The sequence below is a fragment of the Alteromonas ulvae genome (assembly GCF_048987005.1).
In the GTDB taxonomy this organism is placed as follows: domain Bacteria; phylum Pseudomonadota; class Gammaproteobacteria; order Enterobacterales; family Alteromonadaceae; genus Alteromonas.
Window position 1 is genome coordinate 2228943 of record NZ_CP185261.1, and the last position, 17373, is coordinate 2246315.

13 protein-coding genes are annotated in these 17373 nt (G+C 44.6%); all 13 read left to right on the top strand.

What is annotated here, in order from left to right; all coding sequences use genetic code 11:
- Positions 1-38: 38 nt before the first annotated feature.
- The 13 genes from ACOJR9_RS09715 (at position 39) to ACOJR9_RS09775 (ending at position 17370) form a co-directional block, all read left to right on the top strand.
- Positions 39-794, top strand: coding sequence for an SIMPL domain-containing protein (locus tag ACOJR9_RS09715; protein WP_420932810.1), 756 nt, complete (start codon positions 39-41; stop codon positions 792-794).
- A gap of 12 nt (positions 795-806) precedes the next feature.
- Positions 807-1268, top strand: a complete 462-nt coding sequence (locus ACOJR9_RS09720) for a GAF domain-containing protein (protein WP_420932811.1) — start codon at positions 807-809, stop codon at positions 1266-1268.
- The gene (locus ACOJR9_RS09725) at positions 1265-1555 is read left to right on the top strand and encodes a hypothetical protein (protein WP_032094124.1); all 291 of its coding nucleotides are present in this window, start codon (positions 1265-1267) and stop codon (positions 1553-1555) included. The genes ACOJR9_RS09720 and ACOJR9_RS09725 overlap by 4 nt, the downstream gene beginning before the upstream one ends.
- A 16-nt stretch (positions 1556-1571) precedes the next feature.
- Positions 1572-2240, top strand: coding sequence for an RNA chaperone ProQ (proQ, locus tag ACOJR9_RS09730; protein ID WP_420932812.1), 669 nt, complete (start codon positions 1572-1574; stop codon positions 2238-2240).
- A gap of 2 nt (positions 2241-2242) precedes the next feature.
- Positions 2243-4285, top strand: coding sequence for a carboxy terminal-processing peptidase (gene prc / locus ACOJR9_RS09735; RefSeq protein ID WP_420932813.1), 2043 nt, complete (start codon positions 2243-2245; stop codon positions 4283-4285).
- A gap of 83 nt (positions 4286-4368) precedes the next feature.
- Positions 4369-5703 (top strand): sodium-dependent transporter, encoded by a 1335-nt coding sequence (locus ACOJR9_RS09740; RefSeq protein ID WP_420932814.1) that lies wholly within the window; start codon positions 4369-4371, stop codon positions 5701-5703.
- Between the two features lie 140 nt (positions 5704-5843).
- Positions 5844-7319, top strand: a complete 1476-nt coding sequence (gene nhaC, locus ACOJR9_RS09745) for a Na+/H+ antiporter NhaC (RefSeq protein WP_420932815.1) — start codon at positions 5844-5846, stop codon at positions 7317-7319.
- A 31-nt stretch (positions 7320-7350) separates the two neighbouring features.
- A complete protein-coding gene (pepN, locus tag ACOJR9_RS09750; protein WP_420932816.1) occupies positions 7351-9963 on the top strand; it encodes an aminopeptidase N in 2613 nt (870 codons plus the stop codon).
- Positions 9950-10192 carry a DUF2835 family protein gene (locus tag ACOJR9_RS09755; RefSeq protein ID WP_420932817.1) on the top strand — a complete coding sequence of 81 codons (243 nt, stop codon included), beginning with the start codon at positions 9950-9952 and terminating at the stop codon, positions 10190-10192. The genes pepN and ACOJR9_RS09755 overlap by 14 nt, the downstream gene beginning before the upstream one ends.
- Positions 10193-10466: 274 nt before the next feature.
- On the top strand, positions 10467-12530 hold the full coding sequence (locus tag ACOJR9_RS09760) for a DUF1302 domain-containing protein (protein ID WP_420932818.1): 2064 nt from the start codon (positions 10467-10469) through the stop codon (positions 12528-12530).
- Positions 12531-12542: 12 nt separating this feature from the next.
- On the top strand, positions 12543-13910 hold the full coding sequence (locus tag ACOJR9_RS09765) for a DUF1329 domain-containing protein (RefSeq protein WP_420932819.1): 1368 nt from the start codon (positions 12543-12545) through the stop codon (positions 13908-13910).
- 79 nt (positions 13911-13989) lie between these two features.
- A complete protein-coding gene (locus ACOJR9_RS09770; protein WP_420932820.1) occupies positions 13990-15036 on the top strand; it encodes a WD40/YVTN/BNR-like repeat-containing protein in 1047 nt (348 codons plus the stop codon).
- Between the two features lie 15 nt (positions 15037-15051).
- Positions 15052-17370, top strand: a complete 2319-nt coding sequence (locus tag ACOJR9_RS09775; RefSeq protein ID WP_420932821.1) for an efflux RND transporter permease subunit — start codon at positions 15052-15054, stop codon at positions 17368-17370.
- Positions 17371-17373: the final 3 nt, after the last annotated feature.

Here is a 17373-nt window from a genome sequence, read left to right on the forward strand (position 1 = left end):
CGCTATAATTAACCTTAATATCGATGAAAGGAACTGATATGCAAAACGTGCTTACATTTACCAAGACACTTATACTCCTTACCGTGTTTACCGCGCCTTTATACACTGCACAAAGCTATGCACATACAGAGGCGAGCAAGGATGCTGTTAAGGAAAAAGAATCGCAAGCCAATGAAAGGTCATTAGGGACAATTAGTGTACAAGGGGTAGGGGCCATTGATGTGACACCTAATGCTTACTCTGTTACCTTTATCGTTGAAGAGCAAGGCACAACGGTAACCAAACTCAATGGGCAGCTTGAAAACGATTTAACCTCTATTGTTAGTTTCTTATTAGAAGAAGGTATCGAAGCGCGTTACATTCAAAGTATGCAAGTACGTCTTTCGCCCCGATACAACAATACGCCGCAGGGTAGAGAACAAGATGGTTTTACACTGTCTAGAGAAATCGCCATTACCTCGACTGATTTAGAGAATTATGATCGTGTGCTTGATGGCGTGCTTAAAAGAGGTGTTGATCGTATCCAGCAGTTCGACTTTATCACCATGGGTGAGGCCTCTGCCTATCAAAAGGCCTTAATAGAAGCAGTCGCTGATGCAAAGAATAGAGCACAGCTGCTAGCAAAAGAATTGGGCGTAGAAGTGGGTGAAGTGGTTGCAATATCTGAATCTGGTGGCAATATGCCGTTACCAGTCATGCGCGCCGACGCGTTTGCAAAAGAAATGTCGCTGTCTTTGCCAGGGCAAGAGAGCGTGAACGCCCGTGTGAATGTGACGTTTAACATTAATCAATAACAGGGTTACCGTTTGAAACAACAACAATATAGCCAGCTAATAAGCCAAGCGAAAAGCTTGGTATCGGGCGAGCAGGACTTAATTGCCAATATGGCAAATTTAAGTGCACTGCTGTTTAATGGCCTCGAGGATGTAAACTGGGCTGGTTTTTACCTGTACAAAGACGAACAGCTGGTTCTTGGGCCTTTTCAAGGTCAGCCTGCTTGTATTCGAATTCCAATGGGAAAAGGCGTGTGTGGTACCAGTGCGTCCACACAAACGGTTCAGCGAATTGACGATGTCCACGGGTTCGATGGTCACATAGCATGCGATGCGGCGTCAAACTCTGAAATTGTTATCCCCATTGTGGTTAACAACGCATTAATTGGTGTATTGGATATAGACAGTCCAAATTACGCTCGCTTCACGCAAGATGATGAAGATGGCCTTGTCGAAATTGCGAATTTATTGATTGAATCTCAGCAAGCACTATGAAATCAAACGTCGATATTCATGTAGTATTATCTACATTCGAGGACATGGAAGACGTTCATGATGACCCAGATGAAGCATCTGAACGTTTAAACTTCATTCTTCACGGGATATATGATGCTGCTGAAGAAGATATAGAAACACAGCGTTTAGAGCAAATTTTGCACTACGCTTGGGAGTCTTGGCAACAAGATGCACATTTATTAGAAATTGATGACGACGAATTGCTCGATTGGGTTGACCACACGCTGGCAACTTGGGATGATGCAAATAACGATGAAATCTCCTGAATAATTTAGAAAGTTAATGGAATCAACAGAGAAGTTTACTACGAGTAAGGAAGTTATTGCTTTCCTTGCAGAGACCTTCCCAAAATGTTTTAGCATTGAAGGCGAGGCCCTCCCACTTAAGATCGGTATTTTTCAAGATCTTGCTCAACGGTTAGACGATGAAGAGCGCGTGAGTAAAACGCTATTGCGCTCAACCCTTCGTCATTACACCAACAGCTGGCGCTACCTATACAGCATCAAAGAAGGCGCTCACCGCGTTGATCTTGATGGTGAAAAGGGCGAAGCAATTGAGAAAGAGCATTCAGATCACGCGCAAAAGCAACTCGAAGAGAGTAAAGCTAAGGCTGCAGAAAAACGTAAGGCAAAGCTAGCACAGCAGCCTAAGCGTTCAGAAAAGCGTCAGTTTAATCGTCCTAAAGGCGAAAAACCGGCTAATTCTGCGCAACCTGAGGCAAAGCGCGGAACTAAACCGAAGAATAACAGACCAAATATTACGCCACCTGCTAAGTTAACTGAAGAAGACATGAAGCAAGGCACTCGCGTTACCGTTAAGTTGGGTAAAGAACCTATGCCAGCGGCTATCACCGAGATTGCTAAAGACGGTATTCACGTTCAGCTTGATACAGGTATGGTGGTAAAAGTAAAAGCAGATGCTTTACGTTTGGCACGTTCCAAGAGGTCGTAAATATGAAAGATATCCTTCGAATTTCTATTGCTAGCGCATTTTTGACGGTAGGCGTCGGCGCTGGTGCCGTAACGTCAACACCAGATGTTGATGAGCTTCCTATACTTCAACAGGAATCTCAGCACAGTGTGGCGGCGAAAAGAGTAAGTGCATTATTCACTCGCGCCCACTACAAAGAAATTTCGTTGGATAATCTTCTTTCAGCCCGCGTTTATCAGCGTTTCATAGAATCACTCGACCACAACAAACAAGTGCTTTTATTAGACGATGTCGTAAGCTTTGAAAAGTACCGTGATTTGTTTGACGATGCGTTGGGCAAAGGTAATTTATCCATTGCTTATGACATGTACAATGTTACTGCGAAGCGCAGGGTCGAGCGTTATGAATATGCACTCGCATTGCTCGACGAAGGGCCTTTTGATTTTGCTAAAGAAAATGACAAGTTCTTTTACGACAGAGAAGACGCCGATTGGGCGAAAGACACTGCCGAGCTTGACGAAATTTGGCGTCAGCGAGTTAAATACGATGCGCTGAATCTGATATTGGCGGATAAAACGTGGGAAGAAGCGAAAGAGCTACTTACCAAGCGTTATGCCCGTGCAATAAAACGCACAAAGCAGGCGAAAAGCGAAGATGTTTTTCAAACTGCAATGAACGCGTTTGCAAGAACTATCGAAGCACATACAAGCTACCTTTCTCCTCGAAATGCAGACCGTTTCCAAATGGAAATGAATTTATCATTTGAAGGCATAGGCGCCGTTCTACAAAGCGAAGATGATTACACCATCATTAAAAGCGTGGTACCTGGCGGTCCAGCAGATCAATCTGGTGCGATTAAGCCAGAAGACAAAATTGTTGGTGTTGCTCAAGACGATGAAGAGTTTGTTGACGTTATTGGTTGGAGACTTGACGAAGTTGTTGAATTGATTAAAGGACCAAAAGGTAGCATGGTGCGCTTACAAGTTGAGAAGGGCGCAACAGAATCAAAAACGACATCGGTGGTAAAGCTAACTCGAGATAAGATAAAACTGGAAGATAGAGCGGCAAAGTCTGAAGTGTATGTGCCTGATGAAGGACCGCATTCAGGGCAGCCCTTAGGCGTTATTACCATTCCCAGTTTTTATAACAATCTAAGTGTTGACGTGGCAAAGGAACTTGAAGAGTTAAAGTCACAAAATGTGAAAGGCATTATTGTCGACCTACGGGGTAATGGCGGTGGCTCGTTAACGGAAGCAACATTGCTGTCAGGACTGTTCATTGAAAAAGGTCCCGTTGTTCAAATTCGATACGGACAATCTAAGATTAGCGTAAATCGCGACACCGATGGGAAAGTGGCCTACGACGGTCCGTTAACTGTACTCGTTGACCGTTACAGCGCTTCAGCCTCAGAAATTTTTGCCGCAGCAATGCAAGATTACAATCGCGCATTGATCGTTGGTGAGCAAACCTTTGGTAAAGGTACCGTCCAACAACACCGCGGCTTGGGCAAAATATATGACCTGTATGACAACCCGTTGGGCAGCGTGCAGTTTACTATTGCTAAGTTTTATCGAATTGATGGCGGCAGCACACAGCATAAAGGTGTTATTCCCGATATTTTGTATCCCTCGGCAATCGAACCTGCAGAGTGGGGCGAAAGTCAGGCTGATAACGCGCTTCCATGGGATAGCATTAACAGGGCTAATTATACTACGTTTGCTGATGGTCAAGCGGCGTTAGACGTGCTATCGGCAAAGCACAACAAACGAATTTTGCAAAACCCCGAGTTTTCATACATCAATGATGACATCGAGGAATACAAAAAGAATAAGGACAAAGATTTCATATCACTGGTAAAGGCTGAAAGAGAAGCCAAGAAAAAAGAAGCTGAGGTAAAATCATTAGCACGGGCTAACGAACGACTGCTGCGCTTAGGCTTAGAGCCGGTAACGACGCTTGATGACCTTCCAGAAGATATGGAAGAGTTAGACCCGTTTTTAGACGAGGCGGCTAATATTACTTTCGATATGATCGAAACAGGCCGATACGCTATCACCACAAATTAAGCGCTATCGGGAAAGGGCTGGTCTATGGCCAGCCCTTTTTTTGTGTCTATACAAATATTACAACAATAATAAAGGCGATTAACATGGCGATACGAGGCGAGTTTTCCTCTCGGATAGGATTCGTGCTGGCGGCTGCAGGTTCAGCGGTTGGACTTGGGAATATCTGGGGTTTCCCAACGAAGGTAGCAAGTAACGGAGGTGCTGCATTTGTACTCGTTTATTTATTACTGGCTTTCGTTCTTGCTTATCCTGTCTTAATGGCCGAGTTGATCATTGGTCGCAGTACACGTTCAAATATGGTCGACGCGCTTGGCAAAATATCGGGTAGTTTTACAGGTAGGGCAACCGGCATTTGGGGCTGTGTTACTGTTTCTCTCATTTTAGCCTTTTATGCCATTGTAGGTGGCTGGATGCTGGTCTACTTTGCTGACTCAGCGGTAAGACTTGTAGGACTGCAGTCTGCAAGCGATTGGCTGCTCACTTCTTCCGTTACGCGTAACGTTATTTTCTGCGCTTTATTCATGATGTTAACTGCATTTATCGTAGTCGGTGGTGTTAAAGCCGGTATTGAGAAATGGTCAGTAAGATTGATGCCTACTTTGGTGATTCTTATATTAGCGCTTATTGTGTACGTTAGCTTGCAGCCAGGCGCCGCAGAAGGATGGAGTGCGTATTTAGTCCCTGATTTCTCACGAGTACTCGACCCTGACTTGTTAATTAACGCAATGGGGCAAGCGTTCTTCTCTATGTCGTTGGGTGTGGGCACAATGTTAGTGTATGGCTCATACTTAAGTAAAAAAGAGAACCTGCCAACAATTGGTGCTTCAGTGGCGCTGGTCGATATTGGTGTAGCGGTAATAGCCGGTATGCTGATCATTCCTGCAATGTACGTCGCGTTGAACAATGGCGTAGAAATATTCACTCCAGATGGTGCCTTAATTCAAGGCGACACACTTATTTTTAAAGTACTTCCCGCGTTGTTCGATACTATTGGCACTGTGGGTGTTTTCGTGTCGTTCACTTTTTTTGCGCTAATGGCCATTGCGGCGGTGACCTCTTCTATTTCCATGTTAGAAGTGCCTGTCGCGTTCATGGTTGAGAGTAAAGGTTTGCAGCGTGGCAGGGCCGTGGTATTTATGGCTGGGTTAATTTTTATTCTCAGCTGCATCATAATTTTTAACTTCGATATGTTGTTTGGTTTTGTTATTGCGTTAACCACAGAATACAGTCAGCCCCTGCTAGGTTTAGTGCTGTGTATTTTCGCCGGTTGGGTGTGGCGCAGAGATGCCATACTCGCTGAGCTTAAAGAGGGCAACGAAAACGTTGAGCACGGATTGTTTTGGAAAATTTGGCCGTGGTACGTGCGTTTCGTTTGTCCTGTTATTATTGCGCTCATGTTCTATCGCTCTGTTTTTTAGATAATAGTAAATGCAAATTTTCCAGCGAATCGTTTGACTGTAAATAGTTTTAAAATCAGTGCTCTCAATTTTAAAAGCGCTTAATTTACGAAGCTTGCAAAATAAATAGCTTTCAAAAAAGGTTTAGTAAAATAATAACAATGACTAATAAAGAGTTAAAAACACCGTCACTTTTAGATGCCTTAATTCCTATTGTTGCACTGGTTCTCATGATGGGAACTGCTGTTTATCTGTTTGAAGATAATTCGTCATACGGCCCTAATCAAATAGCCTTATTGCTGGCAATGGGTATGGCAGCCATTATTGGAATGAAAAACGGCTACAGCTGGAAAACCATAGAGAAAGGGATAGTCGATGGCATTTCAATGTCATTGGGTGCATGTCTTATATTGCTCGCGGTTGGTTCCTTAATTGGTACGTGGATGCTGTCTGGAACCGTGCCTACGTTGATTTATTTTGGCCTCGAACTTCTTAACCCTTCGTTTTTCTATGCCGCAACGTGTTTAATTTGCGCAGTGGTTGCCATGAGCATAGGCAGTTCTTGGACAACAGCAGCGACAGTGGGTGTTGCGCTAATGGGTGTTTCAGCAGGTATGGAAATGTCAGCGGCTATCACCGCGGGGGCGGTGGTGTCTGGTGCCTATTTTGGTGATAAAATTTCGCCACTGTCTGAAACCACTAATTTAGCGCCAGCAGTTGCCGGTACCGATCTTTTCGACCACATTCGCTACATGCTCTGGACCACAATTCCAAGCTTTGTTATTGCGCTTATTCTGTTTACTGTTATTGGGTTTAGTGAAGTAGGTGAAGCGAAAGCTGAGCGCATTGAGCAAATGCAGCAGCTTCTCAATGAGTCCTTCAATCTTGGTTGGCACCTTCTTGTGCCACTTGTTGTGCTTCTCACCTTAGCAATTAAAAAGATGCCTGCGTTTCCCGCTGTTTTTATCGGAGCATTACTCGGTGGCATTTGGGCTGTTATATTCCAATGGGATGTGATCGCTGCAATGACTAATGCTGACGATACGGCAAATATTGGCGCTTTAAAGGTGGTGTGGACAGCGTTGTTCGATGGGGTGAGCTTTTCGACGCCTGATGAGAATTTAAATAGCCTATTATCTCGGGGCGGCATGTCCTCAATGCTCAATACCATATGGCTGATAATATGTGCCATGTCTTTTGGCGCTGTGTTAGAGCGAGTAGGTCTTCTCAAACGTGCTGTGGCCACCATTTTGCTAGGCGCAAAATCTGCTGGTGATATGGTAAGTCGTACCATCATGACGTGTTTCGCGACAAATTTGGTCACTGCCGACCAATATATTTCCATTGTTATGCCCGGCCGCATGTACAAAGAAGAGTATGCCAAAAGGGGCTTAGACCAACTCAACCTATCACGCAGTTTAGAAGATGGTGGCACGCTAACGTCGCCACTTATTCCTTGGAACACCTGCGGCGCATACATGCACAGTGTATTGCTAGTCAATCCTTTTGATTATATTTTCTATGCGTTCTTTAACTTAATAAACCCATTTCTTGCTATTGTTTACGCCTATTTGGGGATCAAAATTTTGCGGATAACGCCGCCAACATTTGAAACGAAAAGCGAAGGGTCCGTATAAGCATTATATAGACGCTTCATTAAGGAGTTCTATGTCAGTTCAAATTAAACGCAGGGCGGATTACATGCCGCCGGCATTTACTATTTCTACCGTCGATTTACATATTACGCTTCATCCAACTGAAACTCGTGTATTTAGCTCACTGCGTGTAAAGAGACAAGGCAGTCATCAAGATGCTTTGGTTCTAGACGGCGATAATCTTCCTGTCAACAAACTCATCATTGATGGTGTTGAACTGTCACATAAAAATGATGACAGCCATGGTTACGTACTTGACGATTCATCACTGACTGTTCCTGTTGATAGCGATGAATTTACGCTCGAGATTGAAACCACCATTGCACCTGAGCACAATAAAGCATTAGAGGGTCTTTATCTCTCTGGCGGCGCCTACTGCACGCAGTGTGAAGCAGAAGGATTTAGGCGTATTACCTTTTTTATGGACCGCCCCGATGTGCTGTCGGTTTATACGGTAACCGTGGTGGGGGATACATCCTTTCCTATGCTACTTTCCAACGGTAACCCCGTAGACAAAGGGCAGTTAAGCAACGGCCAACATTTTGTTAAATGGCACGATCCACATCCGAAACCTTGTTATCTCTTTGCCTTAGTAGCAGGCGACTTTGACATGCTCTCTGATACGTTTACCACAGCTAGTGGTAAAGAGGTTGCGCTAGAACTTTATGTAGATAAGGGAAAGCAAAGCCAAGGTACGTTTGCCCTTGCGTCGTTAAAACGCGCAATGAAATGGGATGAAGAGGTCTTCGGTCTAGAATACGACCTCGATATTTACATGATAGTGGCGGTAGACTTTTTCAACATGGGAGCCATGGAAAACAAGGGCCTCAATGTATTTAATAGTAAGTTTGTTTTGGCCGACCAAAACACGGCTACAGACGATGACTTCTTTAATGTGGAAGCGGTTATTGCCCATGAATATTTTCACAACTGGACCGGGAACCGAGTCACCTGTCGAGATTGGTTTCAGCTTAGTTTGAAAGAGGGACTTACGGTATTTAGGGATCAGCAGTTTAGCGCTGATATGACGTCAGAACTTAGCAATCGTATTAAGCATGTGCGCGTGATGCGCGAACATCAGTTCGCCGAAGACGCAAGTGCAATGAGCCATCCCATACGACCCGATGAAGTGATAGAGATGAACAATTTCTACACAGTGACGGTGTACGACAAAGGTGCCGAAGTTATTCGTATGTTCCACACACTGCTTGGCCCAGATGGGTTTAGAAAAGGTATGGATGAATACTTTAAACGCCATGATGGGCAGGCTGTAACCTGCGATGACTTCGTCTCTGCTATGCAATCGGCAACGTCGTTAGATCTTAGCCAGTTTGCACGTTGGTATAGTCAGTCTGGGACTCCCATTGTTAGTGTTAAGCAGAGTAAGCTAGAGGATGGCAAGCATACTATTACACTATCTCAGCATACGCCGGCCACCTCTGACCAGAGTGAAAAGCATCCGTTATACATGCCCATCAAAATGGAAGTTATGGACGAAGACGGAGTGCAATACACTGACAATGAAGCCATCATTAATGATGGAATGATCATTTTAGATAAAGAATCGGTGTCCTTCACCATCGATGCACCAAACAAAACACTGACTCCGGTGGTGTTAGGCAACTTTTCAGCCCCTGCAAAAGTGAATAACGAGTTACCAACTGCATCGTTATTAACCATTTTCAAATATGGCAAAGATGCATTTAATCGCTGGGATGCAATGCAGTCTATCTACAATCGCTGTATCAGTGAATTAGAAAGTGGTCCTAACAAATCTATCGATGACGATATTTGGGCTGGCATAAGAGAAGCCATTGCACGTGAGCAGGATAATGTTGAGCTACTTGGCGAATGTCTGGTTATTCCTTCATTTGAAACGCTCTGCCAGTCTAGAACATCGATAAACGTTGAAACCTTAAGTGCCGCTCGAAAGGCATTTTGTTCTCAATTTGCACAACATCTCGAGTCATCATTGCTTGACGTATTCAATAGCATTGAAAGTGCACCGTATGCTTACAATCAGAATGCAGTGAATCAGCGACGTTGTAAGAATGTTGTTCTTGCACACTTGGCGCGGTTACCGCAGCACGAAAGCCTTGTTATTGAGCAGTTTGAACAAGCAGATAACATGACCGACACGCTAGGCGCGTTGCGAGGCTCACAATTTTGTCAGCGTGACACCTTTGATTCGCTCATGGCAAAGTTCGAGCAAAAGTGGAGTAACGATCCGCTTGTTCTGGACAAATGGTTTGCGCTGCACGCTACGCAAGCATCTAAGGATATCTTCGCTACCATAACGATGTTGTGTGAACACCCTCAGTTTACTATGAGTAATCCCAATCGAGTTCGCTCAGTCATTGGTAGCTTTGCGTTTTATAATAGCGAGATGTTTCATGCGCTAGACGGTAGTGGCTATAAATTTGTTACTGACTATTTGCTTAAGCTCGATGGGTTAAATCCACAGGTTGCAGCTCGTATTGTAACACCGCTAACCCAATGGCAGGGCTTTGCAATTGAACATCAAATGCTAATGAAAGAACAACTAGGTCGTTTGCTTAACCACAAAGGGTTGAGCAAAGATGTGTTTGAAAAAGTGAGCAAGAGCCTTGCTTATGGCGCAGATTGAACCAACAGATAGCGTGTTTTATTTTTCAATAAGTGTGCCTTACACTCAGTGTGAGGCGCTTTACTCGCCTGCACTACCAAGCGTTGTCATGATGGCAGAATCTGGGGTTCGGGTACAGGTTCCCACCAATCGTTTGCGCCAGTTTATCACCTCAGACGGGGTGAAAGGGCGCTTTCGTATGATTGTAGATCAGCACAATAAAATAAGGGCTATAGAACGCCTTAGGTAGGTAGAAATACTAAGTCGGATTAACTTTGCGCCTAAAAAGATTTACAAATGGACGATTTCCACCCACTTTCAAGCTAAATTTTGTGCAGGCGCATAAATGGCTTTTATACTCGGCATACAGCAATAACTATTTGATACGATTAATGTTGTAAAAGTTGTTAACTGGTAGGATTAGTTCTTGCGGTTCTGGCAAAATGATGTAATGATTTTGTTAATCGTTATGGTTGGTCATGATGTCGGGCATGCACACGCGTCGACTTGGGAGTATAAAAAATATGAAAAACAGGCCTAGCGCTTTTAAGATTTCACCGATTGCTGCAGGGGTTCTCACTCTGCTAGGTGCCGCCGCAGTTCCTGCTCACGCCGCTAATTGGCAAGTAGGTGATGTAAGCATTACGTTAGATTCAACGTTCTCGCTTGCGACAAGTATTCGAACGGAAGCGAGAGATTATGATTTAATCGGTAACAGTAACCATCCTCAATTCGACTGGTCTGGTTACCATGCTGCCTTCAATCCACTTTATCCTAGCGGTGATGTATGGGGTTTAGCGGATGGTAGCTATTCGACCAATGGCGATTTGGGAAATTTGGCGCATGATCCAGGTGACGCATTCGCAACACAGGTTTCTGGTACTCACGAACTTGATGTTAATTTTGGCAACTACGGCTTTTTTGCTCGCGGATTTTGGTTCTATGACTTTGAGCAGATGGACGGTGATCGCCCTTATTCCAACCCTGTTACTGGTAACCAATATGATTTGTGTCAAGACCCAGAAGCCAAGGACTTGCTTTGCGCTGACGTGCGTTTGTATGATGCTTTTTTCTACGGCGATTGGTGGGTAGGAGACAAGCCGCTTACATTACGTGTTGGCCGCCAAGTAATTAGTTGGGGTGAAAGCACGTTTATCCAACATGGTATTAATACGACCAACCCAGTAGATGTTACTCGTGCTCGCGCCCCTGGCGCCGAGTTAAGAGAAGTATTTTTACCCGTTGGCATGGTGTACGCGTCATTAGGTTTAACGTCTGACGTAAGTATATCTGGCTACTACCAATACGAGTTCCAACGCAGTTGGCTTCCTGTTTCAGGTAGTTATTTTGCGGCTAACGACTTCGCAGGGGACGGCGGTCAGCGTCAAAATATTCAACTTGGCTTCAGTGGCAACCCAGACATTGATTTAGAACACTTGCTAACAGCATTAAACGGCTACGGCGACTTGTTGCGTTCTGGCGCAGATGCTGCTGATATTTCTCAAGCCTATCTAGCGTACCCAACAAAGGTTGCTGTTCGTGGTTTTGGCGATGACCCGCACAATGAAGCAGATGACCAAGGCCAGTTCGGCTTGCGTTTAACTGTGTTTTCACCAGAGATTAACGAAACTGAATTCAGCTTCTACCACATTAATTACCACAGTCAGCGTCCACTTATTTCAGGTGTTACCTCGGACTTTACACAAGCTGGTATCGGCGCTGACCTTGCATTTATCGCAGCTAACGAGATAACGCGCGACAACATCACAGATTTACGTGCGTTTACAAAGTCTGAGTTTTTCTATCCTGAAGACATCAAGCTTTACGGTATGAGTTTCAACACTAACATTGGCACTACGGCATTAGCCGGTGAATTTGCCTATCGAGTTGATGAGCCTCTTCAAATAGACGACGTTGAATTGCTTTACATGGGAATGCCTGAACAACTTGCAAACGCAGGTCTGCGTCCAGATCTTGAAGGCATTTCTCAATTAAACAACATTGGAAGAGCAGTAGGTCCTGGTGAAACAGCCCAAGGCTTTATCTTCTCGGATACATGGCAAATGCAATTTACCGCGTCTCACGTTTTTGGCCCTAAATTTGGTGCAGATAACTTTGTGTTACTTGGTGAAGCAGGTTATGTCAATATTGTTGATATGCCAGATCCAAACGTGGTAAGGCTAAATGCACCTGGTACGGCAAGAACACCTTCATTGGAACCAACTCCGACAGGGAACATGCGTCAAGGTTTACATCAAGCATTATCTGACGGTCCGGAAACCAATCCGTTTGCAACTGACGATGCCTGGGGTTATCGTTTACTTGCTGTTGCCGATTATAATTCAATTTATGCCGGTATGAATTTGCGACTTAGAGCAACGTTTTCACATGATGTAGAGGGAACTACACCCGACCCTCTATTCCTTTTCACAGAAGATGTTAAGTCTGCTGCTTTCTCTATGACATTTGACTACTTAAGTAAGTGGGAGGCTACAGCATCCTACAGCGCTTTTTGGGGAGGCATTGGCACCACTAATGCGTTAGCAGACAGAGACTTTCTTTCATTTAACATCAGATATGCAATCTAGAGAGTGGTACTTATGATTAGAAAATTAGGAATAATTGCGGCCGCCTTGTCACTAGCGTTGTCTGGGGCAAGTGCCATGGCTAAAGTTTCAGATGCCGAAGCCGGTAAGCTGGGCAAAGAATTGACCCCACTGGGTGGCGAAGTTGCTGCCAATGCAGATGGCAGTATTCCTGCTTGGACAGGTGGTATTACATCAGCACCCGAGGGTTATTCTGTGGGCGACCATCACCCGGATCCGTTCCCTGAAGACAAAGTGTTGTTTGAGATTACAGCTAAGAACTACAAAGAGTATTCTGAGCATCTGTCTGAAGGACAGATAAAGATGTTTGAAACATACCCAGAAACCTTCCGTATGCCGGTATACCCAACCCGTCGTTCCGCGTCTAACCCGCAGGATATTTACGACGCGACGAAAGCAAACGCGACTCGCGCAGAGTTGTTAGACGGTGGAAATGGTATTAAAGGCGCGGCGATTGGTATTCCTTTTCCTATCCCACAAAATGGGTTAGAGGCAATATGGAATCACATTCTGCGGTATCGTGGTGCTGCGGTTCAACGTAACGGTGGGCAAGCTGCAGTAACCACCAGCGGTGACTACAACGTGATTGGTTTTGACGAGCAGCTTCTTATTAAGTATGCAGAAGACAACGCTACGCCAGAGCAGTTAACAGAAGAAAACGTATTATTTATGTTCAAGCAAAAAGTGACCCAGCCAGCTCGTTTGGCAGGCACAGCTTTACTGGTTCATGAAACCGTTGACCAAGTTAAAGAACCGCGTAAAGCGTGGACGTATAATACGGGACAACGTCGTGTTCGCCTGGCACCAAACATTGCTTACGATACACCGGGAACGGCGGCTGATGGCCTGCGTACCACCGATGATTTCGATATGTTTAACGGTTCACCAAACCGTTATGACTGGAATTTAGTTGGTAAGCAAGAAATGTACGTTGCCTACAACAACTATGCATTACATTCAAATAACGCAAGTTATGAAACTATTCTTACACCAAATCACGTCAACCCTGACCTGACGCGTTGGGAAAAGCACCGTGTTTGGGTGGTTGAAGCAACATTGAAAGAAGGTTTCCGTCATATTTATCAAAAACGCGTATTCTTTATTGATGAGGATAGCTGGCAGATTCAAGTTGCTGATATGTATGATAATCGTGGCGAACTGTATCGAGTTGCCTTTGCATATGGTGTAAACTATTACGAAGTACCAACGCAATGGTCTACACTTGATTCGTATCATGATTTGAACTCTCGCAGATACCTAGCCATTGGCTTAGACAACGAAGAGCAAATGTACGACTTTTCTGTACGTCCTCGAGATGTTGAGTTCACGCCGCAAGCACTGCGACGAGAAGGTATGCGCTAATCGGCTTACACACCAAACGGTTGGCACTTGCCAACCGTTTTTGTTTGCAGACAATTATTATTAGGGGGAATGGTTCAATATGAGAAAAACCATTGCAGCGTGCATTGCCGCCGCCTTTGCAGTCAATAACGTAAGCACTGCAATCGCTGAAGAAGTATTTATGGCACCATTGGTAGAACAGTCTGTTTTACTTGATATAGACGCTGATCAGTTTGTTGTTATTGTCGGTGAACGTGGTCATGTACTTACTTCTAAAAACGGAGACGTTTTTGAACAACGACGAGTTCCAACTCAATCGACGCTTACCGCTACCACTGTAGTCGGAGACAATATCTGGGCCGTTGGCCACGACGCGGTTATTATTCATTCGCCAGACAGAGGGGAATCGTGGGAAGTGCAACACTTTCAACCAGATTTACAGCGTCCATTTCTTGATGTTGTCTTTTTTGACGAAATGCATGGCGTATCCGCTGGTGCGTACGGTCTTTTTTATCGCACAGAAGATGGCGGTAAAACGTGGAATACAGAGCGCCATGCGAGCCTGCTCGATCCCTATGACAGGGAATATTTAGAAAGCATTCGCAAAGAGGATGAAGCTTTTTATCAACAAGAGTTGGAATCTATTCTTCCGCACATCAACCGCATCACGTTAGACGGCACAACCCTGTATCTTGCGGGTGAAGCCGGTTTACTGGCCAAAAGCACCGACATGGGCAAGTCATGGAACCGCTACAGCGTTGATTACACAGGTTCGTTTTTTGATATTAAGCCACTTGATGATAATTCAGTGCTAGCGGTTGGTTTGCGCGGCAATATGTTCATTAATCACAATGAATCGTCATGGGAGTACATTCAAACGTGTTCAACCAGTACGCTAAATTCAATTCTTATTGGCTCAGACTCTGTTGTCTATGCTCTTGGCAATAACGGCAAAATGGTGAAGGCTAACAGACCAATACCGACGAGTATGCGGGATCCTTACGCTAACCCTGTTGATTGCAAACCTGGTGAAGGTATTTCGGTATCACAGATTGAGGATAAAGCAGCAATTCTTAATGCTAAGCAGTTCAAAGGCCTGAACCTCGCGGTATCAGCGAATGGCGTTAAAACGTTGAATTTAAAATAGAGCAGAATAAAAGCAATGACCCATTTTCTCGAAAAATTAGTCTTCAGTAACCGAAAGCTTGTGGTAGCACTATTCGCTATCGCAACGGTGTTTCTGGGCTATCAAGCTTCTCAAATGCGTTTAGACGCTGGTTTTGAAAAAAACATTCCTCTTAATCATGAATACATGCAGACCTATATTGAACACCGCCAAGATTTTGGTGGTGCAAACAATATTCTCGTGTCCGTATGCGACAAAAACGATGACATTTTTAACAAGAATTTTTTCGACACATTAAAAAATGTCCACGACCAACTTTTCTTTATCAACGGCGTCAATCGCTCATTGGTGATATCGCTGTTTTCGCCGTCCACTCGATTTACCGAAATCGTTGAGGGCGGATTTGCTGGCGGCCCTGTAATTCCAGCAGACTTTAACTCATCTAACCCAGAAGCGTTGGAGCTGGTTGCGGCAAATATTGAAAAAGCCAATATTGTTGGACGACAGGTTGCAAGCGATTACAGCTGTGCAATGGTCACAGCGCAATTGCTAGATATCGACCCTCAGACCGGCGAACCCCTTGATACACTGGCCCTTGCGGCAGAGTTAGAAGAGCAGCTTCGCGGCCAATATGAAAACGAAGACACCTCAATTCATATCATCGGTTTCGCCAAAATGATTGGTGATGTAGCTGATGGTGCAAAAGACGTACTTGTATTCTTCGCTATTGCCATAGGCATTACCGCAATCATGGTGTACTTCTTTTCACGCAGTTTAATGTTAACCGTGTTGCCATTACTATGTTCTATCATCGCTGTTATATGGCAGCTAGGGCTACTCACGTCTATCGGCTTTGGTATGGATCCCATGTCTATACTTGTACCGTTTTTAGTGTTTGCCATTGGTGTAAGCCATGGTGTGCAAATGATAAATGCCGTAGAGAAGCAGGCCGTAACGGGTATTGGAGCTGAAAAAGCATCAATGGCAGCGTTTAGAAGTTTACTTGTGCCTGGTGGTATTGCATTGCTCTCTGACACCGTTGGCTTTATGACGTTATTGGTCATCGATATCGGCATCATCCGAGAGCTAGCGATTACAGCGAGTATGGGTGTAGCGGTGATTATTTTAACTAACTTACTGTTACTTCCTGTATTGATGAGCTTCTTGAAGCTTGACGAACGCTATGTAGAAAAATTTGCTGGAAAGGAAAAGGCGAACAGTAAGTTGTGGGATATGATTGCTGCTTGTTCACGTAAGAAACCCGCTGCAATTATATTAACTATTACCGCTATCTTATTTGTGTTTGGGCACTTCCAAGCGCAAAAAATGAAGATAGGGGATTTACATGCCGGTGCGCCAGCGCTTCACGAAGACTCGCGGTATAACCAAGACACCTTCTTAATTACCGATAAATACGAAGTGACCGTTGATTACATTTCTATTTTGGTAGAAACCACGCCTGAAGCATGTACGTCACATAATGTGATGAAGGCCATGGACGACTTCCAGTGGAAAATGGAGAATACGAAAGGCGTTCAGTCGGCAGTGTCTTTAGCGTCAGTCGCTAAGATTGTGAATGCGGGTTACAACGAAGGCAATGTGAAGTGGCAGGTTATTCCACGAAACCAACAAACACTGGTTCAGGCTATTTCTCGCGTACCGACGTCATCTGGTCTGCTTAACGGCGATTGCTCTGTGATGCCTATCATTCTATTCATGGAAGATCACAAGGCAGAAACAATCTCTCGCGTTGTTGATGCCGTTAAAGATTATCGTACACAATATGAAACTGACGATATGAAGTTTAGCTTAGCGTCTGGCCCGGTGGGTGTTATGGCGGCAACGAACGAAGCGGTTAGCGAAGCGCAAGATCCAATGATGCTATATGTATTCGGTGCGGTCATCGCTTTATGCTTAATTAGCTTCCGTTCAATACGCGCTACATTAGTGGTTGTTATACCACTGTACGTAGTGTCTGTGCTAGCCCAAGCATTGATGACCTACCTGCAAATTGGTCTCACCGTCTCTACCTTACCAGTTATCGCACTGGGTGTGGGAATAGGGGTGGACTATGGTATTTATATACTATCGACCAAAAGCCTTATGTTGAAGCAGGGTGCAACGGTACAAGAAGCCTATTTTGCAGCGCTCAAAGAGCGCGGCAGTGCAGTGTTGTTTACCGGTGTTACGCTAGCAATTGGCGTAAGTACGTGGGTGTTCTCATCGCTTAAGTTCCAGATGGATATGGGGATACTGCTCACGTTTATGTTCGTTGTTAACATGCTTGGTGCAATTATTGTACTACCAGCACTAGCTCGGTTCCTCTGGTGGAACAAAAATGACCCTGATGCATAAATT